Origin of the sequence: Pedobacter cryoconitis (assembly GCF_001590605.1) — a bacterium.
Taxonomy (GTDB): domain Bacteria; phylum Bacteroidota; class Bacteroidia; order Sphingobacteriales; family Sphingobacteriaceae; genus Pedobacter; species Pedobacter cryoconitis_A.
This window is the reverse complement of record NZ_CP014504.1, coordinates 3,615,392-3,640,154: the sequence shown is the minus strand read 5'-3', so window position 1 is coordinate 3,640,154 and position 24,763 is coordinate 3,615,392. Positions and strand designations below refer to the sequence as shown.

Here is a 24,763-nt window from a genome sequence, read left to right as displayed (position 1 = left end):
ATTCTTGTAAAAAGGGTCCTTATGAAGCGGGTGTTTCCTTTTTATTGTTCAGAAATACGAACTTGTTATCAAACATATCTAGTTTAATTTTACTATCCTTATCAATCTTTCCAGCTAGTATTTCTTTAGATAGTTCATTTAATACACGTTTCTGGATCACTCTTTTTAAAGGACGTGCTCCAAACTGCGGATCATAACCCAGTTCTGCCAGCCAATCCAGGGCTTCTGGAGTGGCTTCAATTTCAACACCCATTTCAGCAAGTGTATCCTGAACATGTCTGAATTGTAATTCTGCAATATTTCTCACTTCAGTACGGTTCAATGGCGTGAACATGATCAGTTCATCAATTCTGTTTAAAAACTCCGGTCTGATCGTCTGTTTCAATAATTCAAACAGCTCATTCTTGGTTTTCGCAATTACCTCATCTCTGTTCGCATCATCCAGGTTCTTAAAGTTCTCTTGTATTAAATGAGAACCAATATTGGAAGTCATGATAATAATAGTATTCTTAAAATTAACCAGTCTTCCTTTATTATCAGTTAAACGGCCATCATCGAGTACTTGCAGTAAAATGTTAAATACATCAGGATGCGCTTTTTCAATTTCATCCAGCAGTACTACCGAGTAAGGTTTGCGGCGAACGGCTTCCGTAAGCTGACCACCTTCATCATAACCTACATATCCCGGAGGCGCCCCAATTAATCTGGAAACAGAATGTCTTTCCTGATATTCACTCATATCAATTCTTGTCAACGCGTTATCATCGTTAAAAAGGAATTCTGCCAATGCCTTAGCCAGCTCTGTTTTACCGACACCTGTTGTACCTAAAAAGATGAATGAGCCAATCGGTTTACGTTTATCCTGCAAACCAGCACGCGAACGCCGTATTGCATCGGATATCGCTTCAATAGCTTCATCCTGTCCAGCTACGCGCTTATGCAGCTCATCTTCCAGGTTTAACAATTTTTCACGTTCACTGGATACTAATTTCGTTACCGGAATGCCTGTCCAGCGTGCTACAACACCCGCAATATCATCTGCAGTCACTTCTTCTTTCAGCATACGGCCTTCGCCCTGCTGACTTTCCAGTACTACTTTTAATTTCTCTACTTTATCCTGGGCTTCTTTAATCTTACCATAACGGATCTCTGCTACCTTTCCATAATCTCCTGCACGTTCTGCCTGATCAGCTTCCAGTTTATAGTTTTCTATCTGCTCCAATTCGGTATTAATGCCGTCAACGACATCTTTCTCTCCCTGCCATTTTGCTTTCAGCTCATCGCGTTCCGCAGAAAGGTTAGCGATTTCCTCTCCAAGAGATTTTACTTTTTTATCATCATTTTCTCTTCTGATCGCTTCTCTTTCAATTTCAAGCTGCATAATCTTACGGTCCAGCTCATCAACATTTTCTGGAACACTATCCATTTCTAAACGTAATTTAGAAGCAGCTTCATCCATTAAGTCAATCGCTTTATCTGGAAGAAAACGGTCGCTGATATAGCGCTGAGATAATTCTACAGCAGCAATAATTGCCTCATCGCGGATTCTGACCTTATGATGCGTTTCATATCTTTCTTTCAATCCCCTTAAAATAGAGATCGCATCCTGCGTATCAGGTTCATCTACTACTACTTTTTGAAAACGACGTTCCAGTGCTTTATCTTTTTCGAGATATTTCTGATACTCGTTTAAGGTTGTTGCGCCAATTGCACGTAATTCACCACGGGCTAAAGCAGGTTTCAGGATGTTTGCAGCATCCATAGCTCCCTCACCGCCACCAGCTCCCACCAATGTATGTATCTCATCAATAAATAAAATGATATCCCCTTCACTCTGTGTTACTTCTTTCACAACAGCTTTCAGACGTTCTTCAAATTCTCCTTTATATTTTGCACCGGCAATCAGAGAACCCATATCCAATGAATACACTGTTTTTGTTTTCAGGTTTTCAGGTACGTCACCTTTAATAATCCTGAAAGCGATACCTTCTGCAATGGCAGTTTTACCTACACCAGGTTCTCCGATTAAAATTGGGTTGTTTTTGGTTCTTCTGGAAAGTATTTGAATTACGCGGCGAATTTCTTCGTCGCGGCCTATCACAGGATCCAGTTTTCCAGATTCTGCATATTCATTTAAATTCCTTGCGTATTTATTTAAAGCATTATAACTTGCTTCAGCATTCTGGTCAGTTACTCTGTTATCACCACGTAAAGCAGCAATAGCTTTTTTAAGATCTTTTTCAGTTACGCCCTGATCCTTTAAAAGTTTAGAGGTATTGTCGTTAACGGATAATATACCCAGTAAAAGATGCTCTACAGAAACAAATTCATCCTTAAATTCTTTCAAATAAGTCTGCGCTTTTTGCAAGGCAGAGTTTGCACCAGAAGATAAATATCCATTGCTGCCACTTACCTTAGGGAATTTTGCAATCTGCTCATCCAGATTTATGTTGAGCGTGTTTAAATTAACATTTAGCTTCTTTAAAACATAAGAAACTACATTTTCATCAACAGTAAGCAACCCTTTTAGCAAATGGGCCGTTTCAATAGCCTGTTGCTGATTGCCCTGGGCTATTTCGGAAGCCTGTTGAACTGCTTCCTGGGCTTTTATAGTAAAGTTGTTGAAGTTCATGCAAATATCCGAACAAAAGAAATGCCATAGTGCGGGATATGCATAGTTCGGAAATAATGTCGCTAAAAGATATTTTTTACTGAATAAATGGCTGATTTTTAACGTTTTGTACTGAATTTTTGTCTGATTTTAAAAATTATTAAAGTAGGATTTCCGGTTTGTCTTTAATTTGGAGGGCTAAACCAGTATTCAGGAAATATGATGAATTTAAATTTTGAATGAGTTTCTTTGCATCAGAATTATTACGAATACAAACTAAAAAACAATACCAATACAATATAATGGAAAAAAACTTACTCAAAGGCGCCTTATTAGTAGGGCTTGGCGCCTCAAGTTACGGTGCGTTGGCGACAGTGGTTAAGATGGCATATGAACATGGATTCAATACTGCAGAGGTCACCACCTCGCAGTTTACAATTGGATTTACGGGAATGCTTTTATTAAATATATTCATCAAGAATAAATCAAAAGCAAAAGAAGAAGCGCAAAAGGAGAAAGGATCAATTTTAAAGTTAATGCTGGGTGGGACTTCTTTAGGGCTCACCAGTGTATTTTATTATTTCGCTGTGAAATATATCCCTGTGTCTGTAGGGATTGTTCTACTGATGCAGTCTGTTTGGATGGGGCTATTACTGGAAGCTGTACTGGATAAAAAGGTGCCTTCAGGCAGAAAAATAGGAGCAACAGTTATTGTTTTATTGGGAACGGCATTGGCTACAAATATATTCTCAAGTGTACACAGTCTGGATTGGAGAGGGGTAGCCTGGGGCTTAGCTGCTGGAATATCATATACAGTATCCTTATATTCTTCAAATAGTATTGCCACCCATATGCGTCCTTTAAAAAGGAGTCTATGGTTGCTTGCCGGCGGATTAGTTGCTATCATTTTGATCTTCTGTACCAACTCTTATTCGAATTTTAACTTCGGTATTTTCTGGCCCTGGGGTTTTTTCCTTGCTTTTTTCGGAACAATTCTCCCTCCGATACTTTTTACCAGTGGAATGCCGCATACCGGGATTAGCCTGGGGACAATTGTAGCTTCTGTAGAGCTGCCGGTATCAGTGATGTTTGCTTACATTTTGTTAAGAGAGCCTGTTAACCTGTTGCAATGGATTGGAATTCTGATGATCATCAGTGCAATAGTCCTGATGAATGTCCAGAATTTAAAGAAAAAGCCTTTACCGTTAGCTTAATACAACTTATTCATTTTTAAAAGAGAGACTACAATTTGAAACGATTTACAATTGTGGTTTTCCTGCTTTTTTCATTTGCTGCGTTTGGACAGACATTAACTGTTTGTTCGTGGAATTTAAAAGATTTTGGAAAATCAAAGACCGATATACAAATAGATTTTATAGCACAAACACTAAGAAATTGTGATATAATTGCGATTCAGGAAGTGGTAGCCGGGCCAGGTGGGCCAATGGCTGTAGCGCGTTTGAATGATGCGCTGAACCGCACAGGAACTAAATGGGATTATACGATCAGCCACGGTACTTCGAGCGACAGATATAGCAAAGAGCGTTATGCTTTTATCTGGAAAACCAGCAGAACTGAAAAAATAGGAGAGGCCTGGCTGGAGAAGAAGTACAACCTTGAAATTACCAGAGAACCTTATTTTGCGAGGTTCAAGCTTGGCAAAAAGCAGTTTACACTGGTTACTATGCATGCCATTCCAAAGTCAAAACAGCCAGAAACTGAGCTCAAATATTTAAAGTTTCTGCCAGAAAATTATCCTTCAGATGTATTGATCTTTTGTGGAGATTTCAATTTACCGGAGTCACATTCAGTATTTAATCCATTGAAGGGTATGGGGTATCCTCCTGCTTTGACCAATCAAAAGACTTCATTAAAGCAGAAATGTATCAATGGTAATTGTCTGGCCTCTGCTTATGATAACTTTTTCTATAATCAGGCTAAGGTTAATTGTATCAATGCAGGGATCATCCCCTTTTACACTGCGTTTGATGATTTAAAAGAAGCGAGACGTGTTTCTGATCACGTGCCTGTGTTTTTGAAGTTTTCAATGCTGTAAAACAGAAGGATAGTTTAACATCGGTTAGTCATCTATGTTGGGAAGGGGTTGGTTAGGCCAATAGCCTAACCAACCCCTTCCCAACATAGATGACTTCTGCATCTGTCCTGTACTGAGATTAGTTTACAGTAGAAAGTATATTACTGATTTATGTTTACCTAGTTTATTACATTTTCCTGCCCTTAGGTTACAATAGGAGCAAAAATGGCTACTTTTTTGATTTTTGGGTTTACATTCTCTAATAAATGCGTGTTTTCTGGTGTCTGGAAATTACAACTGGCATGTAACCTGATGTTGTTATATTTATAAGCAGCCAGATCAACCTGTGTTTTTGCCTGCGCCATGTTTTTGAAAGTTTTTTCAAGATCAAATTCCATTTTTAATATTCCATTCACTCTTTCAGCAATCGCATTATCATAGGGGCTTCCTGTTTGAGTCATGCTGATTTGAATATGACTATCCTTTAATAAAGTCACATAATCATCACAACAATATTGAGTTCCCCTGTCAGAATGATGAATAAGCGGCCGTGAAGGATATTTTCTGTCTTTTAAAGCTTGTTTTAATGCTTTAATACATCCAATGGTCTTTAAATCACTTGCTAAATGGTAGCCCACAATTTTTCTGGAATAAGCATCAGTCACTAAAGAAAGATAAACAAAACAACTCTCTGTACGCAGGTAAGTAATATCACTAACCCATATTTCTTCTGCTTGAATTGCAGGCCTTCGTTGAACTAAATCAGGATGTATTTTGTAGCGATGAAATGAATTAGTCGTATATACCCATTTCTTTTTGGTCTTAATCAGCAGGCCATGTGCACGTACCAAATCAAATACAGCGTCTCTACCCATAGTAATCCCATGAGCTTGTAAAAATCCATTATTGAGCTCCTTGTGTAGCTTTACACATCCCGTTTTTGGAAGTTCTTTCCTGATTTGCTGAATCTTTTCAAGCACAATATATTCTTCTAAAAAATGTAACTGAACACTTTTTAAATGGTTATACCAAGCTTGCCTGGTATAACCATTTACCCAACAAAGATTAGCTATACTATAATACTTGCGGGTACCTCTTAGCTCAGCAATCACTTGGTAGCAACTTTTTTTTTAAGATCTGTACCATATTCTGCATTAGCAATAGCAATTACTTTTTCAAGAACTGCTACCTTCATTTCTGCTAAAGCCACTCGTTTTTCAAGTGCTCTGATCTGGGAAGGGTTTAAGGCTCCATATTCTGCTTCAATTGGTTCTTCAGCTATCATAACATCTTGATTCTTTCGGTACCAAGATACGAACCACAGCACAGTATGTTCTGCTAAGCCATATTTTTTTCCTACCTGTGGATAACTGTAAGATCCTGATAAATATTCTAAGGCTACCTGAACCTTAAAGCTGTCTGAATGGATAGCTTTTCTACCCCCTTTGCCTTTGTTCGGCTTTTCGTCTTTTATACTCATTTTTCTGTTTTGAAAAACTTTCTTATGTAAACTCTTTTCAGGAACGGACAATCTGTCCCATACTGACTGTTGTTTACTGTATGTTTTACTAAAATCCCAATAGTAAAAAAAGAGCAAATAACTTCTTCAGCTATTTGCTCTTTCTAGACAATCCTGTTTGATAAATGGGATTTTTTATTTTAATATCTCGCTTAAACGTTCAGTCTGGTGATCTGCAAGTTTCTTCAAAGGCCCCGCAGCCAGCATTTTCATCATCATGTTCAGGTCAGCTGAAATGATATGTGTAGCTGTTGTTGTACCATCACCATTATCCGCTACTGTCCATTTCAATTCTAAATCGAAAGGAGCTTTCTCAGAAGGAATTGCAATCAACTCCTGGTTTTCCACTCTGCTGGAAATCTTAATCGCCAGTTTAGCCATATTCTGGATGGTAAAACTAGCATCATCTGTTGTAGAAGACCAGTTGTAAATGTTTTCAGGCATTAACTGCTGGTGATTGTTCATATCGGCTAAAAAAGCGTAAACTTTAGCTACCGGTTGGTTTACTGTGGTGGCACTTTCAATAACGGTCATTTTATACTGGGTTTTGGTCAAAATTCTGTCCCCACTCTGATGGGTTTCTGCGCCACTGATTAAGAATATCTACATCACTTTGTGCAATAAAGCTATTCTCGGCTGCATACTGTATCAAAGTATTGTAGTTAGATAACGTTGCAAAACGACATTTAGCCTCTTTAAAGTTTTCTTCAGCAATGTCGAAGCCATAGGTGAAGATAGAAACTAAACCTGCAACAGACAAACCAGCACTTTTTAAGGCATGTATTGCTTGTAAACTACTTTTACCAGTAGAAACCAAATCTTCTACCACAACTACGCGCTGACCCTCAATGATTTCTCCTTCAATCAGGCTACCCGTTCCATGTTCTTTAGCTTTTGCTCTTACATAAACAAATGGTAAGCCCAATTCCTGAGCAACTAATACACCCTGAGGAATACCAGCAGTTGCAACTCCGGCAATTACATCAACAGAACCAAATTCTTCCTGTATCAACTGCGTAAGTTTCTGTCTGATGTATGTTCGAACTGACGGATGGGAGAGCGTTATCCTATTATCACAATAAATTGGAGATTTCCAACCTGAGGCCCAAGTAAAAGGGTTATTCGGCTGTAATTTTATTGCTTTAATTTGAAGTAAAAATTCAGCTACCTTTAATTCAATATCACTTTTATTATACATGCTCCAAAATTACTTAAAATAATACCTTTATTACACAAAGGATTTGTCCTTTTTTTGCCACCGATTGATAATCAATGTGATAATTAGAAACAAGGGTAGTTTAAACTAAATAATATTCGATTCCTCTTTGTATCGTGCATAATTTTTATACTTTTATTTTCTAAACAAGCATACCCAACCAGCTTTTGAAAGCTGACATACTAACGATCATACCAATGAAAACTTACACCATTTACATCAACGACAATACACTGCTCATTGCTAACAAAGAGCCATCACACACAGAACCTGTTGAGCTGGTGGAAGAAAATGGGTTTAACTTTGAAGCTTTCTATGAAGGCTTGAGTAAACTATCCGCAAAACAGTACGTATTGATTACTGCTGACCCAAAATCACTTTTTAAACGAATGAAAGCAGGCTTAACTGTGATCAAAGCAGCCGGTGGCCTGGTGATGAATGCAAAAGATGAATACCTGTTTATTTTTAGAAATAAAAAATGGGACTTGCCAAAAGGTAAAGTTGAAAAAGGAGAGGGTATTAAAGATGCCGGAAGACGCGAAGTGGAAGAAGAATGCGGAGTAAAAATCAATACAAATGATGAAAGGTTATGCAAAACCTACCATGTTTATGAGATGGGGGCAAAGTTAGTCCTGAAAAGAACCAACTGGTATAGTATGACTGTTAAAGGAAGCCCTAAACTGATTCCACAGAAAGAAGAAGGGATCACTAAAGCAGAATGGCTTACCGCAGCTGACCTTAAGCCAGTACTGAAAAATACCTACCCTTCTATCATTGACGTATTGAAAGCAGGCAAGCTCATCAAAGAGAAAGTGTCTAAAGAAAAAATAAAGCTTCCTTAGGAAGAAAAGGCGTTACATCACCATGGTTACGGAGAATATCCCGTACTATGGTGGAGCTAATGGCCGAATATTCAGGTTTACTCAAAATAAAGATCGTCTCCATTTCTGGCATCATTGTTTGGTTAATCTGTGCGATTGCCCTTTCATATTCAAAATCGCCAACAGAGCGGATCCCACGGATCATATAAGACGCATTGATCTTTCTGCAAAAATCAACCGTTAAACCTTCGTAAGATTGAACTTCAATATTTTCATAACCTGAAAATACAGCTTTAACGATTTCTTCACGCACTTGTCCGGATAAAAAACTTTGTTTAGAGCTGTTCAGCCCTATACCCACAATCACTTTATCAAACAAAGGCAAAGCACGCTTTAAGATATCAGCATGCGCAATAGTTAAAGGGTCAAACGATCCCGGGAACAGGGCTATCTTCATAGTCTATGGTGTATAGTTAAAAAAGCTGAAAGAAGAATTACCATAACGGCGGGTTTCTTTATAGCCTGGCTGATCTTTTAATTTTAATAAAGAAGGGTGTTCTACCACTAGTAATCCATTTTCAGTCAATAACTTGTTTTTTGCTACCAACTGTGGGATTAGTGGGATATTTGTCAAATCATAAGGCGGATCTGCAAATATGATCTGATAACTTTTGGTATGTTGTTCCAGGAATTTAAATACATCTGCTTTTTGCAGGGTGATTTCATTCAGCTCATATTTTTCAATAACTGATTTGAGCCAGAAGATACAACCAGAATGTTTATCGACAGCAGTTACTTCTTTTATCCCGCGTGAAGCGAATTCAATACTGATGTTTCCTGTGCCGCTGAATAAATCGAGTACACTGCAACTGTCAAAATCGTAAGTATTGTATAAAATATTGAAAAGGGCCTCTTTGGCCATGTCTGTAGTAGGTCTTACAGGAAGACTGGCAGGCGCATTCATGCGGATACCTTTTAATTTACCGCCAATTATACGCATAAGTCCAGAGCTAATAAGCTGCTGTAATAGTGAGCAGGCATATCATCTAAGATAGCATGATCAATATCACTGGCAGGAGGAAGGTTAAAATGGATGTGATTGAAATATTTATGCAGACAGGTATGGTAACCATCGTTCTGATGAATAATCCCACTGATTAATACAGCTATTTTTGCCGGATCTAATTTTAATTCCTGAATTAATAAAACCAGGTAATAATTAAATTCGTCCGGATTCTCCATCTGATAGGTGTTCTGGAAGCGCATCTTGCCTTCATCCAGTAATAAAGCATTAAAGGAACCAACCGTGAAGTCCAGTAATAAAGCATTGCCTTCTACACTTGTTGCCAATGCCAAAACTGGCGCATTCTGCTCATAACGTGCAGCACTGGCCAGGAAAGTATTTAAAGTCTGCGCTGTGAATTTCTCCAGGTTGAATACAGAAGTGAATCCAAAGCGCGCAAATGCACGTGTATATAAAGTTTCTGACTGGTCTTCGCTAAAAAAGTTGGCGTAGGCATTCAGATCTTGTTTACAGAAAAATTCATTGGGAACTGCAATAGTATTTGGCGTATATACAGAAACCTTAATTTCCCGGAATGGTAACTTAAGATAACTGTCATTTTTTAAAATAGTGGCCAGGTCAGTACTGATATCTTCACACTCCTGCTGATCAAATACGGCTTTTAACTGCTTGCTGTTTTTATCAATTATGGCATATGAAAAACTATCACCAGTAATTTTTAACAACAAATTACAGGCTGAGGCAGTATGAGGATCAAATTCCGGATCCACTAATAAAATGCTGTTTTTACTATTGTTCATCTTAGCAAAATTAATTCTTTTTTCTATAACAACACCATTGCATATTTGTAAAATGGATAAAGCCTCAATAATTGCCCAGTCTTACCAATTTCAACCCACTGCTGAACAGTTTGTTTTTTGCCAGCAAATGGCTGATTTTTTGTCTGGAGAGCTGGATAACAGGTGTTTCATCCTTAGAGGATATGCGGGTACAGGTAAAACTACTTCTGTTGCTGCACTGGTAAAGGTTTTACCGAAATTCAAGTTAAGATCGGTTTTACTCGCTCCAACAGGCCGCGCTGCGAAGGTGATGACCAGTTATTCGGGCAGAACCGCCCTAACTATTCACAAAAAAATATATAGAAAAAGGGCTGCAGTAGGTCTGGATATGTCATTTCAGCTGGCACCGAACCTTGCAGAAAATACTTTATTTATTATTGATGAGGCCTCGATGATCGCTGACGAGTGGAATACCAAGAATGGATCTTCTTTTTTGAAGGATGTAATGGAGTTTATCTACAATGGTAAAAACTGTGCTGTGCTATTTGTCGGTGATACTGCACAGTTGCCTCCGGTAGGCAGCCTGGATTCTCCAGCATTGAATAAAGATTATGTCGCTCAGAATTTTGGCTTAAGAGTCACAGAAACAGAATTGAGAGAAGTTGTCCGTCAGGGCAGGGAATCTGGAATATTAGCGAATGCTTCCATGCTGCGGGATCTGATCAATACCCATATTGAAAATATAGCAGCAGGAAATGGAGAGGAAAAAGTCGCCTTACCACAGTTTTTCACTAAAGGGTACAAAGATATTTTCAGGATGACAGGTGTAAAGCTTGTCGAAGGGCTGGAATATGCTTACAGGAAATTCGATATTGAAAATTCTCTGGTAGTTTGTCGTTCTAATAAATCTGCAAATGTCTATAACCAGCAAATCAGAGCGAGATTGTTGTATCGGGAAGAAGAGCTGACAGGCGGAGATCAGATCATGGTCGTCCGGAATAATTATTTTTGGTTGCCGGATAATGAATCTACATCTTTTATCGCGAATGGTGATATGGCCAGGATTGTCAGGGTAAGAAATGAAGAGGAGCGGTATGGCTTCAGGTTTTCTGAGGTACAACTTGAATTTCTGGATTATCCTGAAGCAGGTCAGGTCACTTGTAAAGTGATGCTGGATACCTTACAGGCAGAAACACCTAACTTACCTTATGAAGACAGTAAAAAGTTATTCGAGGGCTTAGTAGAAGATTATGAGCATATTTCGAATAAACGGGAACGGATGCTGGCGATTAAAGAAGACCCCTATTACAATGCATTGCAGATTAAGTTTGCTTATGCAGTGACCTGCCATAAAGCACAGGGTGGTCAATGGGATGCGGTATTTGTAGATCAGGGATACCTGACCGACGAAATGGTAGATCTTGAGTTTCTGCGCTGGTTATATACTGCCATTACCAGGGCTAAACAGGAATTATTCCTGGTTAACTTTGCGCAGAACTTATTTAGAGATCCATCCGAAGAGCAGTACTAAATATCAGAAAACAGCTTAGTGTTTTGCGTCTTCAGTATGAGCAGCTTTTCTAAGAAAAGAAAAGTAAATTGCCGTAGTCGCTATAATTACGCATAAAGCAAGAACTATGAAAGTAACTTCTGCCGTTCCTAAACGTTCCGTGTGTGCTGAAATCTCGTGATTTTCTAAAACTGTGGAAATAGTCATATTGTTTTTTTTTGTGAAGGTAATAAATATAAATTATTACCCCGCCATAAATAATGCAATATGGGTATTGCAACGAACAGATTGGGTAATAAATTCAACGCTATGTAGCTGATTAAGATTTAGTTCACTATACCCAATTTTTCCTCTATTGCTTTTCCAATTGGCGCAATTGGTAAGGTTACAGACTTATTTGTTTGGAGCAAAACCTTCCATTCTCCGGTATATCTTTTTCTTGTAATCTCAAATGAGCCCTTTGGATGTACAATTTTGTAAAGATTAATGGTTGATATTGGGTGTAATATACTGTATACGTCGTCTTCGATATTAATTTTTAAACTTCTCATAGGTGGTTGCTCATAAATTGGTTCCCATTGATATACGCATGAACCTTGCCATGATTAACATGACTGCTACAGAATATTAGTATTAATTTACGCATTTTTGTTACAAGTATTTTTAAGCTGCAATAATTTAGCTATACGTTGAAATCAAACCGCGTAAATAATGTATAAAACTATAAATATAAATTGGAATTTTATTAAATGTTGTCAACCTATGAATAAGAAAATATATTTTCCCCTTTTGCTGTTATTAAACCTTGTTTTTAGCCATGGTTATGCACAGCATCAAAAATCTTTTAAAGTTATCCCACTGGGTACCAAGGGCGGACTGGATGAAAGTAATTTGTCAGCATACCTGATCGCACCAATAGGAAGCGATAATTTTATTGCAGCAGATGCCGGAACAATAAGACACGGAATAGACGTAGCAATCAGCAATCAATTATTTAAAGGACCTGCTGACGAGGTTTTGAAAAATAATATTAAAGGTTACCTGGTTTCCCATGCACATCTGGATCATGTGGCTGGGTTAATCATGAACGCTCCCGATGATTCCAAAAAAAATATTTATGCCTTCCCATCTGTTATTGAAGTCTTGAGGGATAAATACTTTACCTGGAAAGCCTGGGCTAACTTTGCAAATGAAGGGGAGATGCCGAGGTTGAATAAATATACTTATGTACCGCTTGAAACGCAGGTAAAGAAGGAATTAACCGGCACAGAAATGCAGGTAACTGCTTTCCCTTTGAGTCATGGGCCTGGTTATGAGAGTACGGCTTTTTTAATCAGTTATCAGAAGAGTTCTTTATTATATCTGGGAGATACAGGAGCAGATGAAATAGAGAAAAACACGCAATTAGAGAAATTGTGGAAACAAGTGGCTCCACTGATTGTAAAGAATCAGCTGAAAGCAATATTCATCGAAACTTCTTTTTCTGATAAACAACCCGAGAATCAATTATTCGGACATTTAACACCGCGTTTGCTTATGGTAGAATTAAGCAAGCTGAGTAAATTAACAAGGGCTGAAGCTTTGCAAAAAGTTTCCATTGTAATCACACACATCAAGGCATGGGATAAAGAAGAAGCGTACCTGGTTAATGAACTGAAACAGAAAAATCAATTGGGTTTGAACCTTGTTTTCCCGGAACAGGGGAAATACCTGGAGTTTTAATGGTTTCTTCCACGTTCATCTTCATTCCCAGTCCTCAGAGAAATTAGTCAAAGATAAAGCGGCCAGTTCATAGCCGCTTTATCTTTGTTATGCTGTCCCGGCAGTAAAAAAACGGGAAGAGTTATGAATTAAAGTTTTTCTAAACGTGATAAAGAAGAGATACCTTCCAGTTTCAATCCTCTGGTTACCGCAGAATTTGATGGTCGATATGAAGCGTACCGGATGAATTTATATCTTTTATTGTTGCCAAATCAGGATTAGATAATGTCTGCCAAATATAGATTATTTATAATGATTATAAATAAATTAGTAGAATTATCTTATTGAATGGCAAATGAGATTTATAGCATATTCATCTTTAGTGAGTTACAGGGTTTTTTGTGAAAGCTTGAAAACTAAATATTAACAATAATTAACATTCAGGTTAAAGCGTGTTAATTATTGAAATTATTTTTTTCTTCTGTCTATTTTTAGCGGATGAAATTAATTCTCGTTCAAATCTTATCGGTCTTTATAGTAATCATAGTCTTTTTGCCTGCGAAAGGTCAGTCTCAGCAAATGCTGAAAGGAGTCATATTTGAAGAAGGCACAAGGACAAGGGTTGCAGGAGCCTCAGTTCATAATCAAAGAACTGGTTATACGAATTCAACTAATAACTTTGGTTTATTCGATATTCTGGCACAAGAGGGGGATACACTTCATATTTCTCTGGATGGGTATTTGGATAAACAAATTGAAGTAAGTAATCTAAAAGACCTGATTGTTTATCTCAGAGCTTCATCGACCAGGTTAAAGGAAGTGAAAATAACCGGGCAGTCCAGGTTACAAGGTTTACGTGAGGCTCAAGCTGATTTCAAAGCCAAAGGGATTTTTAATAATGGTAAACCATCAATAGGGATGTTGTCGCCACTCGGTGGTAGCCCGCTGACTTATTTGTATGAAACTTTTAGTCAGGATGGTAAACGGGCCAGGAGACTGGGTGCATTCATCGCACGCGAATCTGATTATACCGAAGTAGCCAGCAGGTTCAATAAGGAGAAAATTAAATTGCTTGTTCCTATCAAGGACGAGGATCTGGAAGAGTTTAAGTCAGCTTACTGGCCAAAGAATGAAGATATCCGGAAATGGGGTGATTATGATCTTCATCATTATATTAAAAAATCTTTTGAAGAATTTAAAAAAACTAAAGGCTATATATAATTCTGTCTGTACCTTTATTGCCTAATAACTTCTAAGGATCATGCGTATCAATCGTTTAATCTCCATTGCTGTCTTTGCTGCAGCTGCAATTACATTTACAGCCCGTGCTTCCGTTACTATCAGAGACTTATCTTCTGTTAAAGTTATATCAAAAGATAGTATCCCTAAAACATTATTTACCGTTGGTATTGGCGGCGGACTGATCGGTGGTCTTTATGATGGTTTTTATCCCTATAAATCACTTAAAAAACATGGTAATTTTGGTCTTGGTGCTCCCGATAAACTGGATGGTGAGCTGATGATCTTTCAGGGAAAGATTTATAAAACTCAGCATACTGGCAAGACTTCACTGGTCGATGACCGGGATTCAACTTCATTTTCAATGGTCAACTTTTTTCATGCGGACAAAAAATTTAATCCTCCAGCAGGAATGGGTAAAATAGCATTATTTCATTATCTGGATAGTGTGCTGACTAATGTAAACGGGATGTATGCCATCCATATCAGTGGTAAATTCAAAGCGATTAAAACAAGAGCTTTTCCACCTGTAAAAGCACATCAGCATACACCACTTGCCGAAATGTTAGCCTTACAACGGTTTTTTGACTATAAGGACTGTGAAGGGGATCTGATTGGTTACCGTCTGCCTTATTTTATGGATAACACTAATATTTCAGGTTATCATTTTCATTTTCTATCAACTCAGAAAGATGCCGGTGGTCATATCATTGACTTTAAAACTGATAAGATTGTGATTGAAATAGAGCAATTGGATAGTTATACTATACAGCCACCTGCGACAAAAGATTTTAAACATTTTGACTTTAAAAAGAACCGGGAAGAGGATATTAAAAGTGTAGAGCGCGGAGGTAAGAACTATTAGGTTAACCTAACGGATTAATTATAATCCAATATCTCTCTATAGCAGTGTTCAAACATTTTCGGCAGATTTTAGTTATATGATGATTCCATTATTTAATTCTAAACCGATTGGCTGCAGCACAACATCAAAATGTCGTTAAGGGATTTAACGCCACCAAATTATTACTAATCCTCGGCCTGGGTCTGCTTTTGGTTGGCGAAGGCTATTTTGGTTTCCGTTTGCATACACTTTCGGATCAGCAGGAAGAAATCAAAAAAGATTATTCCGATATCAATAATATCACTTTTGGATTGTTTTCAGTCGATCAATGGCACGACAAAGTAGCGGGTATTATTAACCACCAGGTCCGCCATTTTACCATGACCCCGAAACAAAAAAAGCAACTTAAGGTAGAGGTTGAACAAATCATTCTGGCATTGATCAACAAAGCAGAAGCGATGGTCAATAAACCACAGAAATCGATAGGTGGAAAAATAAAGAAACTGGCTATCAAAACGTTTGTTAATACTGATAAAATAAAAGCTCAGGTTCCTGATTTTGCCAGAACTATAATAGCAAAGATAGATAACCCGAAAAGTAAGAAGCAGTTGAGTGCAATGGCTATGGGGAAATTTACAGCTATTGAGGAAACAGACAGTACAACCAAGGCAAATAACATGGCGATCAGTAAAATGTACCGAAAGTATCATGTTGCCAATCGTGATGAATTTAATGCTAAACTTACTGCATCATTAGATAATATCCGGACGGTTACTTATAATTATTCTTTTGGGATGTTAGGCTGCATTGTGATTGTGTTATCGTTATGGTGGATATTCCGTAAAAAGGTAGAACTTCATGCCATTCTTTTTGTTATGTCGCTCATGTTTGCCTTTGTTCTTCTGGCGGTCGGTTTAACTGCATCAATGATTGAAGTTGACGCACGTATCAAATCGCTCGACTGTGTTTTGTTAGGAGAGCATGTGATCTTCAAAAACCAGGTATTATTTTTTCAAAGTAAAAGTATCCTTGATGTAGTAGAAGTTTTGGTGAAGCAACCTGCTATTGATTCGATATTAGTCGGCATTTTAATCCTTGTTTTTAGTATCCTGTTTCCGATCATGAAATTAAGCTCTACCGGGATTCATTTATTAAGCAAAAGGAAACTGGCTGAAAATAAATTCATTAAATACTTTGCCTTTCAATCCGGGAAATGGAGTATGGCAGACGTAATTGTTATTGCCATATTGATGACTTACATAGGCTTAAATGGTTTATTAGAAAGTCAATTGTCAAGCCTGAACATTCAAAGTGATTTTTTAACCATCCTTACAACCAATAATACTGCTTTGCAGCCCGGTTATATCATATTTATCAGTTTTGTATTGTACGGACTTATTTTGTCTACCATTCTGAAATTTATAACACCGTATGATTCGCATTAAATGCTATCAAATTCATAGATCATATTATAAGCTAATTAATTAACACATTGATAACTCAGCAAAAAAATACATCGGTTAAAAAATTTGGCCTGCCCAATCTGATACTCATTCTTGGATTGAGTATACTGCTTTGTGGCGAGGCTTATTTCGGTTACCGCCTGCATAAAGATTCAATGGAGCAGGAGCAGATTAAAGAAGACTATAGCATGTCGAATAATATCACATTTGGACTGTTTTCTGTTGATCAGTGGCGTGATAGGATGACAGAGGTTATCAATCACCAGGTACGTGATTTTACGATGACCCGCGCGCAAAAGAAAGACTTACAGGAACAAGTAGAGGAACAGCTTCACGGTCTCATCACCAAGGCAGTTGCGGAGATTAACAAGCCACAAAAGTCTTTGGGTGGTAAATTAAAAAAACTCGCATTCAATAGCTTTGTAGATGCCGATGACATACAAAAACAAGTGCCGTCATTTGCAAAAACAATCATTGATAAGGTCAATAGCCCTGCAAGTCACAAGAGGCTAAAGGGGATTGCCACCAGTAAAATTGACCAGCTTGCAGATCAAACTTATGACAGTACTGCTGTTGCCAATACAGCGGTTACCAAACATATGTATAAGAAATATCACGTTGCTAACCCAACTGAATTTAATAAAGTGATTAATTCCCGTTTAGCTGCCATTCGCACTGTTACTTACAACTATGCTTATGCCATGCTGGGTTGTGTTTTAGTTGCACTTGGCTTATGGTGGCTTATGAGAAAGCAGGTACAGTTGCAAACTACGCTTTTTGTGATGTCGCTATTATTTGCCTTTATCTTGTTGGCGGTCGGTATAACTGCATCTATCATAGAAGTGGATGCGCGTATCGAAACCTTGAACTTTATGCTGCTGGGTGAGAAAATTACATTTGAGAATCAGGTGTTATTCTTCCAGAGTAAAAGTATATTAGACATCGTTGAAGTATTAGTGAAACAACCTAAGCCTGATGCCATTGTAGTAGGTGTATTGATGCTTGTATTCATTATTATTCTCCCTGTATTAAGAATAACCGCTAAGGGTATTCATCTATTGGGCAATGAAAAAGTAGCCGAAAATAAAGTGGTAAAGTATTTGACATTTGAGTCTGGTAAATGGGATATGGCCGATGTGATGGTTGTAGGTATCCTGATGACCTATATTGGTTTGAATGGAATTTTGCAAAGTCAATTGTCTAACTTGAACATCCATAACAGTTTGTTGACCACGACAACGGTCAATGATACCTCTTTGCAACCTGGATATTTCATATTTGTGGTTTACGTAGTCTTTGAAACTTTATTGTCATACATTTTAAAACGAATGACAAATGATGAGGTGACCGATCAGGAGGGCGATCCTCTGAGTTAAACTGGCTTAAAAGCATTGAATAAGCAGATTGAATAACCTGCTTATTCTCTGAACGTGTTTTTAAATCACCTCTTTTCAGCTTTTAGTGTGCGTTGGTTTTTGAAAAAACATTCATTACAATAACTCCGATGATGATTAATAAAATACCAAGAATAGCAGGTAAGTCGAGTGTCTGTTTAAAAATAACAACTGAAACTGCAGCTGTTAGTACAATTCCTAATCCAGCCCAGATCGCATAAGCAATACCCAGTGGAATGGATTTTAATGCTTGAGAAAAAAAGAAGAAGCAGCCAGCAAGTGCGTATCCGATGAATTATCTCTTCCTCTATCTATTTATTTTTGGTTCGATAAGTTTAGTGGTAGTATCCGGTTTAAGATAAAAATCAATTTTAATAGTATCTCCATTAAATACTTTGATATTTTCGGATTTCAGAATATAGTATCCCATAAGCATACTAGTGAAAGTATGTCTTCCGGATTTTATGTTGAACTCAAATTTACCCGCGTTATTTACTTTGTTGATGATCTTATTATCAATTTTGATTATACCACCATTCAATGGGTCATTTGTCTTATATTCCTTTATAACACCATAAAAAAAAGGGTCTCCATTAGAATTGGATTTTGTTATACTTATATCATAATTACCTTGTGTCTTTTTTATTAATCCCTGCTTTGTTACGCATCCTGTAAAAGCAGTGTACACTAGAGTAGTTAAAATTATTGATCGAATTAAATTTCTATTAATCATAGTTTTTGTATTTAGCATCCACCAGAAGTATTTCCTTTCGGTTTACTTTGATTCCCATCAACGTCTATTCCACTTTGTTCTATTTTAATTACATTCAGAATTCTTTTCTGTACGTCTGGAGTTAAATTTTTGAATGCAGAAGTTTCTTGTAAACCGCCCCAAGATAGGTCATAATAAAACTGATCGGGCAAATTATATCCTTGATTTTTTCCGTAAGATATAAGGTTACCTGCTACACTACCAATAAAGTTTCTTACCATTTCGTTATGCTGCAGATCGTTGAGATCAGGGCGTGTCGATTTATTGTACGCTTCAAAATATTGGGAATATGTTTGTTGTGCGGAAATATTATCAACACCAAAATAAGCCACTAAGTAAGCATGCACTGATTCATGAAGAATTGTTTTAGCAATAGCCAAGTTACTGCCGCCTTTAAAATTATCGGAATTGAATGTTGTCGTCGCACTCGCAGTAGTTCTGTTATACGAAGCGTTTGTGACGCCATTATTTACTGATGTGTTTCCATCTTGCATTATCCAATTATATCCTGGTGTATTTCCAGAAAAGACTTTAACTAAATTAGGTAAACAAGCTCTATCTATATTCTTTAAATTTTCCAAAACCTTTTTGAAACATTCCTTTAGCTTCGTATCGTCAATTTTGTTTACAAAATTTGCGGATGGATCCGAATCTTCCCCGCCTGCTGATCCACCTGATGGAGGTACGGGTTCGACAGGATAATAGTCAACAGGCCCATAACCATTATCATTTGAAGGCCCCTGAGGATCTCCGATTTCTGGTGTGGCTGGGCCTTGCCCTTCAATTTCAACTTCTTCAAGGTCATGGATGCCGTTTATGGCAACAGTTTTGACTCCCGTGGATATTTTTGTTTTATTATTAGCTAACAACAAAAATAAATTACCATTACTACCGAGTTTATTTTTTTGCTCGTATAAGATAACGCTGTTAGTTATTGACTTTGCCAATTGGAACTTGCCTGATGTTGCATCATAATGCCCTGCTTTTAGTAACCTACCATTTAAGGCATAAAACTCTAATAATATTGAATTGTCATTCGACACAGTATATTTTTTGATTACCTCATGTGGCAATCCATTGGTTACGATCACATTTAATTCAGAGAATGAATTAGCTGTTTGTTCAAGAGGAATAGCGAGAACGGTTTTATTTTCACTATTTATGCTAGTCTTGATATTCGACCAGTCTGGCGCCATGCCAATGGATTTTAAGTTGCTCAATAGCGGACTTCCCGCCAGTGATTGTTTTTCAAGTGAAGACTTAGCAATATCTACAAGAGATTGTGTTGAATTTTGGTCTTTGGTGACTTCCGGTACATTGTCTTTTTTACATGAATGTAAAAAGAGCATTATAGGAACAACTAAAAATAGATGTTTCAATAAAAATTGTTTTCTCATACTTAATTTAGATTTGATCAAGTATCATAATTAAATTAAGCTTAGTTTTATTTTTTACGCCAAATGAGGTATTGACGCGGTGAAAATCGATCAAATACGGAAACCCGTAACATTCTTCTTCACTTATCGGGGTTTTCAGTCATTCTTATGAATCAAAATGCTCATATTCATCGATCATAAGACCAATAGCTTGAACTAATATAGGATCTATGTTGTCGTCAGTTCTCCATCCGAGCTGAGCATTATCATCTGCATAAGGTATCAAGCTTCCATGAGCCTTACCGTCAATGAATAAATGGTAAACAAGATCACTTCCGTTTAAATGAGCAGGAACAGAATTGATTTTACTGGTAAAACAAGCGCACCAGGATCAAATATATGGTAGTCCTCGAATTACCTTAGAACTGAACAAGAAAAACCATAAGATATCACGCTCTTATGTTGCCAGGTTGATGAGGAAATTAAATCTGCGAAGTAAGATTCGGAAGCAATTTAAGGTAACTACAGATTCCAAACACAACTTTCAACTTGCTGAAAACCTCCTTGCAAGAGATTTTTCTACAGACGGCCTATCTCAAAAATGGGTTGGTGATATTACCTACATCAAAACTGGTTCAGGATGGCTATATCTTACTACTGTTATAGATCTTGCCGATAGAAAAATCATAGGATGGTCGTTCAGCAATGACATGACGGCGGAGCATACAACTATAAAAGCACTTAACATGGCTATTGCGAGAAGAGGTGTAAAAGAAGGTTTGATTTTCCACTCGGACAGAGGCGCTCAGTATGCATGCAATGAGTTTAAGTCCTTATTAAGGAAAAATGAAATCATTCAAAGCATGAGTAGAAAAGGTAATTGCTGGGATAATGCAGTGGCCGAAAGTTTCTTCAAAACACTGAAATGTGAACTAGTTTATCACAGAAAATTTTTGAACAGGGAAGTTGCTAGATTAGAAATATTTAGATACATAGAAGGGTTTTACCATCAAAAGAGAATACACTCTGCTTTAGGTAATAGAACACCCAACGAAATGGAAACATTTTATAAATCTAATAGTTTATTAGTAGCATAAAAAAGTCTCCACTTTTAAGTTGCAATTCCACAAATTCTGTAGTCAAAAAGTTATTGATTCTTGCTGAATTTTGAACTTTGGTTTTTACCTTATTATTTTTAATATCCCAATCATCCAATTTACACCGCGTTAAAACCTTCCGTTTAACACGACCTTCAATTATGTACTGTAATAGCACAGGGTGTGTGCCATCGGTATAAGTTTTCTGTTTATACAAGTGGAGCTTCAGACTAGCCTGCATGGTGTAAATGGTTATTTATAGTATAGATTAGTACAGTGTAAATATAGGCATTGTTTAATAGTGGAAGATAGTGGTTTGTATATGATATAAAAAGGTGTTTAAATAGAAAAGGAGCGACATTTTGCCACTCCTTACTTTTAAAACTGTGGAGCCGAAGGGGTTCGAACCCTTGTCCAGTTGCGTGGCAAATTATGCCTTCTACATGCTTATTTTCCACTCTATTTTCGGGATCAGACGGGCCGGAAACCTACCTTGCCTTTCTCCTTAGGTATTTTATCTTACAACTGTACCATACCTTACAATTGCCAGCGTAATTATTTCGATGCCCCTGATTCCGGCCTAAAAACGCGGCAGCCAGAGGGACAAAAGCTATTTAATTCTAAATTAAGCAGCTAAGGCGTAGTTATTTTCGCCAATCAAAGTGTGAACGTTCACTTTAAAGTGCTCCCCGTACAACGCACTGCATGCTAACATACGTACCTCCGCCCTGTCAAATCCAAAACGGCCCCAATACGTACAAATATTTGTGGTTAACTACTCCTTTTCAAATATCCAGTACAAATTTACGAAATATTATGCCAATTTCTATACAAAAGAGTCATTTAGTCCATTATTCAGGAATCCATTTAATAATCAGTAGCTTACATTATAGACTTTGACTATTAGGTATAGAGATAATTGATTGTGATTATTTCATCCAATATCATAAATTTATACTGCACTGCAATTATTGGAGCACAAGAACGTATTTGATATATAAACTTATAAACTATGGAAAGCGAATCAAATGACATCAGTAAATGTCCGTTTCATAACGGCAGTATGAAGCATAATGTTGGCGGTGGCGGCACCCGCAATAACGACTGGTGGCCTAACCAGCTAAAGCTGAGTATTCTGCGTCAGCATTCTTCTTTATCAAACCCAATGGGTGAAGGTTTTAATTATGCCGAAGCTTTCAACAGCCTCGATCTTGCCGCAGTGAAAAAAGATCTTCATGCGCTAATGACAGACTCGCAAGACTGGTGGCCAGCAGACTTTGGCCACTATGGTGGATTATTCATTCGTATGGCATGGCATAGTGCAGGAACCTATCGTGTAGGCGATGGACGCGGCGGTGCCGGTGCCGGATTACAACGTTTTGCACCCCTTAACAGTTGGCCTGATAATGTAAGTCTCGATAAAGCCCGCAGACTACTTTGGCCAATTAAACAAAAATATGGCAATAAGATTTCATGGGCAGATCTGATGATCCTTACCGGTAATATCGCATTGGAATCAATGGGTTTTAAAACTTTTGGCTATGCAGGTGGACGTGAAGACGTATGGGAAGCAGATGAATCTGTTTATTGGGGTTCTGAAACTACCTGGCTGGGAGGAGACCTGCGTTATGCACACGGTTCACCTGGTGTAGATGGACATGGTGTACTGGTATCAGAAGATGATGCCGACGGTGATATCCACTCCCGTAACCTCGAAAAACCACTTGCAGCAGTACAAATGGGGCTGATCTATGTGAATCCAGAAGGCCCTGACGGTAATCCTGATCCTGTGGCCGCAGCTAAAGATATCCGTGATACATTTGGCAGGATGGCCATGAACGATGAAGAAACAGTTGCACTCATAGCAGGTGGCCATAGCTTCGGAAAAACGCATGGTGCCGCATCTGCTGATCATGTGGGTAAAGAGCCCGAAGCTGTAGATACTGAAATGCAAGGCTTAGGCTGGAGCAACAGTTACGGTTCTGGTAAAGGTGCCGATACAATTACCAGCGGGCTGGAAGTAACCTGGACTACAACGCCAACTCAATGGAGCAATAACTTTTTTGAAAACCTGTTTGGCTTTGAATGGCAATTGTCTAAAAGCCCTGCAGGCGCACACCAATGGGTAGCTAAAAATGCAGAAGCTATTATTCCAGATGCGTTTGATAGTTCAAAAAAACATTTGCCAACTATGCTTACTACCGATCTTGCTTTAAGACTTGATCCGGCTTATGAAAAGATATCACGACGCTTCTTCGAAAATCCAGATCAATTTGCAGATGCTTTTTCGCGTGCATGGTATAAATTAACGCACCGCGATATGGGCCCGCTCGCCCGTTATCTGGGTCCTGATGTGCCGCAAGAAGAATTGCTTTGGCAAGATCCTATTCCAGCAGTTGACCACGTATTGATCAACGAAAGTGATATCGCAACCCTGAAAGCAAAAGTCATGGAATCTGGTTTAAGCATAGCTGAAGTAGTTTCTACAGCATGGGCATCGGCCTCTACTTTCCGTGGCTCTGATAAACGCGGTGGTGCAAATGGTAGCCGTATCCGTCTTGCTCCACAAAAATACTGGCAAGTGAATAATCCTTCACAATTACAAAAAGTATTGAATATACTAGAAGCCATTCAACAGGAATTTAACAGCGCTCAGGCAGACGGTAAAAAAGTTTCGCTGGCAGATTTGATTGTACTGGCCGGTTGTGCAGGCGTTGAAAAGGCAGCTGCGGAAAATGGCCTTAAAGTTCCTTTTACACCAGGTCGTACGGATGCCTCACAGGAGCAAACTGATGTAGAGTCATTTGGTTATCTGGAGCCTGCTGCTGACGGCTTCCGTAACTACCGCAAAACGAAAGTTCAGGTATCTACCGAAGAATTACTGATAGATAAAGCTAATTTGCTTACACTTACAGCACCAGAATTAACAGTATTAGTAGGCGGTCTGCGCGTATTAAACACTAATTTTGATAGCTCTGATAAAGGTGTTTTTACCTCGGGACCGGGACAACTTACCAACGATTTCTTTGTAAACCTGCTGGATATGAATACCGTATGGAAAGCAACATCCGCAGACAAGGAACTTTATGAAGGCAGCGATCGGACTACCGGTGAAGTCAAATGGAAAGCTAGCCGCGCAGACCTTGTTTTTGGCTCTAATTCGGAATTAAGAGCAGTTGCAGAAATCTACGGAAGTGCAGACGCTCAGCAGAAATTTACCAAAGACTTTGTAGCCGCCTGGAATAAAGTGATGAATCTGGACAGGTTCGATTTAAAGTAATTATGTGATATTCCAGCATTAAGAAGGCACCAGATCCGGTGCCTTCTTAATTTCAATTTATGCTTAGTAAAGTTTAAATGCT

General features: G+C 38.1%; 25 protein-coding genes and 1 other RNA gene. 11 read left to right on the top strand and 15 right to left on the bottom strand.

Annotated elements, in window-relative coordinates; all coding sequences use genetic code 11:
- Positions 1 to 19: 19 nt before the first annotated feature.
- Positions 20 to 2,632, bottom strand: a complete 2,613-nt coding sequence (gene clpB / locus AY601_RS14895; protein ID WP_068402463.1) for an ATP-dependent chaperone ClpB — start codon at positions 2,630 to 2,632, stop codon at positions 20 to 22.
- Between the two features lie 281 nt (positions 2,633 to 2,913).
- Here clpB and AY601_RS14890 point away from each other — a divergent pair, with 281 nt between their 5' ends.
- Positions 2,914 to 3,825 (top strand): EamA family transporter, encoded by a 912-nt coding sequence (locus tag AY601_RS14890; RefSeq protein WP_068402460.1) that lies wholly within the window; start codon positions 2,914 to 2,916, stop codon positions 3,823 to 3,825.
- A gap of 35 nt (positions 3,826 to 3,860) precedes the next feature.
- Positions 3,861 to 4,667 (top strand): endonuclease/exonuclease/phosphatase family protein, encoded by an 807-nt coding sequence (locus tag AY601_RS14885; protein WP_068402458.1) that lies wholly within the window; start codon positions 3,861 to 3,863, stop codon positions 4,665 to 4,667.
- Positions 4,668 to 4,849: 182 nt separating this feature from the next.
- Here the strand turns inward: AY601_RS14885 and AY601_RS14880 are convergent, their stop codons facing one another.
- The 4 genes from AY601_RS14880 to pyrE all read right to left on the bottom strand — a co-directional run bounded on the left by AY601_RS14880 (position 4,850) and on the right by pyrE (position 7,363).
- Positions 4,850 to 5,758 (bottom strand): IS3 family transposase, encoded by a 909-nt coding sequence (locus AY601_RS14880; protein ID WP_068402457.1) that lies wholly within the window; start codon positions 5,756 to 5,758, stop codon positions 4,850 to 4,852.
- Complete coding sequence (locus tag AY601_RS14875; RefSeq protein WP_068402455.1) at positions 5,755 to 6,126, bottom strand: transposase; 372 nt, start codon at positions 6,124 to 6,126, stop codon at positions 5,755 to 5,757. Before AY601_RS14875 ends, AY601_RS14880 begins: the two co-directional genes overlap by 4 nt.
- 174 nt (positions 6,127 to 6,300) lie before the next feature.
- A complete protein-coding gene (locus tag AY601_RS14870) occupies positions 6,301 to 6,699 on the bottom strand; it encodes an SRPBCC family protein (RefSeq protein ID WP_068402453.1) in 399 nt (132 codons plus the stop codon).
- Between the two features lies 1 nt (position 6,700).
- Positions 6,701 to 7,363, bottom strand: a complete 663-nt coding sequence (gene pyrE, locus AY601_RS14865) for an orotate phosphoribosyltransferase (protein WP_068402450.1) — start codon at positions 7,361 to 7,363, stop codon at positions 6,701 to 6,703.
- Between the two features lie 215 nt (positions 7,364 to 7,578).
- Between pyrE and AY601_RS14860 the strand changes: the two genes are divergently transcribed.
- Positions 7,579 to 8,223: an NUDIX hydrolase gene (locus tag AY601_RS14860; protein WP_068402448.1), complete on the top strand. Its 645-nt coding sequence runs from the start codon at positions 7,579 to 7,581 to the stop codon at positions 8,221 to 8,223.
- Here AY601_RS14860 and coaD read toward each other — a convergent pair.
- Genes coaD through AY601_RS14845 form a run of 3 tightly spaced genes read right to left on the bottom strand, consistent with a single transcriptional unit; the run spans position 8,198 to position 10,026 of the window.
- Positions 8,198 to 8,659: a pantetheine-phosphate adenylyltransferase gene (gene coaD, locus AY601_RS14855; RefSeq protein ID WP_068402446.1), complete on the bottom strand. Its 462-nt coding sequence runs from the start codon at positions 8,657 to 8,659 to the stop codon at positions 8,198 to 8,200. The two genes, AY601_RS14860 and coaD, sit on opposite strands and share 26 nt — an antisense overlap.
- A 3-nt stretch (positions 8,660 to 8,662) precedes the next feature.
- Positions 8,663 to 9,202: an RsmD family RNA methyltransferase gene (locus AY601_RS14850; RefSeq protein ID WP_068402444.1), complete on the bottom strand. Its 540-nt coding sequence runs from the start codon at positions 9,200 to 9,202 to the stop codon at positions 8,663 to 8,665.
- Positions 9,193 to 10,026 (bottom strand): DUF3822 family protein, encoded by an 834-nt coding sequence (locus AY601_RS14845; RefSeq protein ID WP_068402443.1) that lies wholly within the window; start codon positions 10,024 to 10,026, stop codon positions 9,193 to 9,195. Before AY601_RS14845 ends, AY601_RS14850 begins: the two co-directional genes overlap by 10 nt.
- A gap of 52 nt (positions 10,027 to 10,078) precedes the next feature.
- Here AY601_RS14845 and AY601_RS14840 point away from each other — a divergent pair, with 52 nt between their 5' ends.
- Complete coding sequence (locus tag AY601_RS14840; RefSeq protein WP_068402441.1) at positions 10,079 to 11,536, top strand: ATP-dependent DNA helicase; 1,458 nt, start codon at positions 10,079 to 10,081, stop codon at positions 11,534 to 11,536.
- A 15-nt stretch (positions 11,537 to 11,551) separates the two neighbouring features.
- Here AY601_RS14840 and AY601_RS25745 read toward each other — a convergent pair whose 3' ends face one another.
- Both AY601_RS25745 and AY601_RS14835 read right to left on the bottom strand, forming a co-directional pair.
- Positions 11,552 to 11,722 carry a hypothetical protein gene (locus tag AY601_RS25745; RefSeq protein WP_157287946.1) on the bottom strand — a complete coding sequence of 57 codons (171 nt, stop codon included), beginning with the start codon at positions 11,720 to 11,722 and terminating at the stop codon, positions 11,552 to 11,554.
- 119 nt (positions 11,723 to 11,841) lie between these two features.
- The gene (locus AY601_RS14835; RefSeq protein ID WP_068402439.1) at positions 11,842 to 12,066 is read right to left on the bottom strand and encodes a hypothetical protein; all 225 of its coding nucleotides are present in this window, start codon (positions 12,064 to 12,066) and stop codon (positions 11,842 to 11,844) included.
- A gap of 211 nt (positions 12,067 to 12,277) precedes the next feature.
- On the opposite strand from AY601_RS14835, the gene AY601_RS14830 reads away from it, so the two are divergent.
- From AY601_RS14830 to AY601_RS14810, 5 genes are all read left to right on the top strand, one after another.
- Positions 12,278 to 13,237: an MBL fold metallo-hydrolase gene (locus AY601_RS14830; RefSeq protein ID WP_068402437.1), complete on the top strand. Its 960-nt coding sequence runs from the start codon at positions 12,278 to 12,280 to the stop codon at positions 13,235 to 13,237.
- A gap of 477 nt (positions 13,238 to 13,714) precedes the next feature.
- A complete protein-coding gene (locus tag AY601_RS14825; protein WP_157287944.1) occupies positions 13,715 to 14,437 on the top strand; it encodes a hypothetical protein in 723 nt (240 codons plus the stop codon).
- Positions 14,438 to 14,477: 40 nt separating this feature from the next.
- Positions 14,478 to 15,320 (top strand): acetolactate decarboxylase, encoded by an 843-nt coding sequence (locus AY601_RS14820; protein WP_068402433.1) that lies wholly within the window; start codon positions 14,478 to 14,480, stop codon positions 15,318 to 15,320.
- A 107-nt stretch (positions 15,321 to 15,427) separates the two neighbouring features.
- On the top strand, positions 15,428 to 16,744 hold the full coding sequence (locus AY601_RS14815; protein ID WP_068402431.1) for a paraquat-inducible protein A: 1,317 nt from the start codon (positions 15,428 to 15,430) through the stop codon (positions 16,742 to 16,744).
- A gap of 47 nt (positions 16,745 to 16,791) precedes the next feature.
- Positions 16,792 to 18,138: a paraquat-inducible protein A gene (locus tag AY601_RS14810; protein ID WP_232324608.1), complete on the top strand. Its 1,347-nt coding sequence runs from the start codon at positions 16,792 to 16,794 to the stop codon at positions 18,136 to 18,138.
- 82 nt (positions 18,139 to 18,220) lie between these two features.
- On the opposite strand, the gene AY601_RS25390 is transcribed toward AY601_RS14810, so the two are convergent.
- From AY601_RS25390 to AY601_RS14800, 3 genes are read right to left on the bottom strand one after another with little or no spacing between them, the layout of a single operon-like run.
- A complete protein-coding gene (locus AY601_RS25390; RefSeq protein WP_084359569.1) occupies positions 18,221 to 18,448 on the bottom strand; it encodes a DMT family transporter in 228 nt (75 codons plus the stop codon).
- A 15-nt stretch (positions 18,449 to 18,463) separates the two neighbouring features.
- On the bottom strand, positions 18,464 to 18,889 hold the full coding sequence (locus tag AY601_RS14805) for a hypothetical protein (RefSeq protein ID WP_157287942.1): 426 nt from the start codon (positions 18,887 to 18,889) through the stop codon (positions 18,464 to 18,466).
- Positions 18,890 to 18,900: 11 nt separating this feature from the next.
- Positions 18,901 to 20,325, bottom strand: coding sequence for a hypothetical protein (locus AY601_RS14800; protein WP_068402428.1), 1,425 nt, complete (start codon positions 20,323 to 20,325; stop codon positions 18,901 to 18,903).
- A gap of 338 nt (positions 20,326 to 20,663) precedes the next feature.
- Here AY601_RS14800 and AY601_RS14795 point away from each other — a divergent pair, with 338 nt between their 5' ends.
- Positions 20,664 to 21,401, top strand: a complete 738-nt coding sequence (locus AY601_RS14795) for an IS3 family transposase (RefSeq protein WP_068402426.1) — start codon at positions 20,664 to 20,666, stop codon at positions 21,399 to 21,401.
- Here AY601_RS14795 and AY601_RS26380 read toward each other — a convergent pair.
- A complete protein-coding gene (locus tag AY601_RS26380) occupies positions 21,379 to 21,642 on the bottom strand; it encodes an Arm DNA-binding domain-containing protein (protein WP_068402424.1) in 264 nt (87 codons plus the stop codon). The genes AY601_RS14795 and AY601_RS26380 overlap by 23 nt on opposite strands.
- Positions 21,643 to 21,785: 143 nt before the next feature.
- Positions 21,786 to 22,151: a transfer-messenger RNA gene (gene ssrA / locus AY601_RS14785) on the bottom strand.
- 262 nt (positions 22,152 to 22,413) lie between these two features.
- Between ssrA and katG the strand changes: the two genes are divergently transcribed.
- Positions 22,414 to 24,681, top strand: a complete 2,268-nt coding sequence (gene katG, locus AY601_RS14780) for a catalase/peroxidase HPI (RefSeq protein WP_068402422.1) — start codon at positions 22,414 to 22,416, stop codon at positions 24,679 to 24,681.
- Positions 24,682 to 24,763 lie beyond the last annotated feature (82 nt).

Coding starts and splice junctions, on each gene's coding strand:
- katG (WP_068402422.1), top strand. CDS start 22,414: ATGGAAAGCGAATCAAATGACATCAGTAAATGTCCGTTTCATAACGGC.
- AY601_RS14805 (WP_157287942.1), bottom strand. CDS start 18,889: ATGATTAATAGAAATTTAATTCGATCAATAATTTTAACTACTCTAGTG.
- pyrE (WP_068402450.1), bottom strand. CDS start 7,363: ATGTATAATAAAAGTGATATTGAATTAAAGGTAGCTGAATTTTTACTT.
- coaD (WP_068402446.1), bottom strand. CDS start 8,659: ATGAAGATAGCCCTGTTCCCGGGATCGTTTGACCCTTTAACTATTGCG.
- AY601_RS14875 (WP_068402455.1), bottom strand. CDS start 6,126: ATGAGTATAAAAGACGAAAAGCCGAACAAAGGCAAAGGGGGTAGAAAA.
- AY601_RS14825 (WP_157287944.1), top strand. CDS start 13,715: ATGAAATTAATTCTCGTTCAAATCTTATCGGTCTTTATAGTAATCATA.
- AY601_RS14820 (WP_068402433.1), top strand. CDS start 14,478: ATGCGTATCAATCGTTTAATCTCCATTGCTGTCTTTGCTGCAGCTGCA.
- AY601_RS14845 (WP_068402443.1), bottom strand. CDS start 10,026: ATGAACAATAGTAAAAACAGCATTTTATTAGTGGATCCGGAATTTGAT.
- AY601_RS26380 (WP_068402424.1), bottom strand. CDS start 21,642: ATGCAGGCTAGTCTGAAGCTCCACTTGTATAAACAGAAAACTTATACC.
- AY601_RS14835 (WP_068402439.1), bottom strand. CDS start 12,066: ATGAGAAGTTTAAAAATTAATATCGAAGACGACGTATACAGTATATTA.
- AY601_RS14830 (WP_068402437.1), top strand. CDS start 12,278: ATGAATAAGAAAATATATTTTCCCCTTTTGCTGTTATTAAACCTTGTT.
- clpB (WP_068402463.1), bottom strand. CDS start 2,632: ATGAACTTCAACAACTTTACTATAAAAGCCCAGGAAGCAGTTCAACAG.
- AY601_RS14870 (WP_068402453.1), bottom strand. CDS start 6,699: ATGACCGTTATTGAAAGTGCCACCACAGTAAACCAACCGGTAGCTAAA.
- AY601_RS14890 (WP_068402460.1), top strand. CDS start 2,914: ATGGAAAAAAACTTACTCAAAGGCGCCTTATTAGTAGGGCTTGGCGCC.
- AY601_RS14860 (WP_068402448.1), top strand. CDS start 7,579: ATGAAAACTTACACCATTTACATCAACGACAATACACTGCTCATTGCT.
- AY601_RS14840 (WP_068402441.1), top strand. CDS start 10,079: ATGGATAAAGCCTCAATAATTGCCCAGTCTTACCAATTTCAACCCACT.
- AY601_RS14850 (WP_068402444.1), bottom strand. CDS start 9,202: ATGCGTATAATTGGCGGTAAATTAAAAGGTATCCGCATGAATGCGCCT.
- AY601_RS25745 (WP_157287946.1), bottom strand. CDS start 11,722: ATGACTATTTCCACAGTTTTAGAAAATCACGAGATTTCAGCACACACG.
- AY601_RS14800 (WP_068402428.1), bottom strand. CDS start 20,325: ATGAGAAAACAATTTTTATTGAAACATCTATTTTTAGTTGTTCCTATA.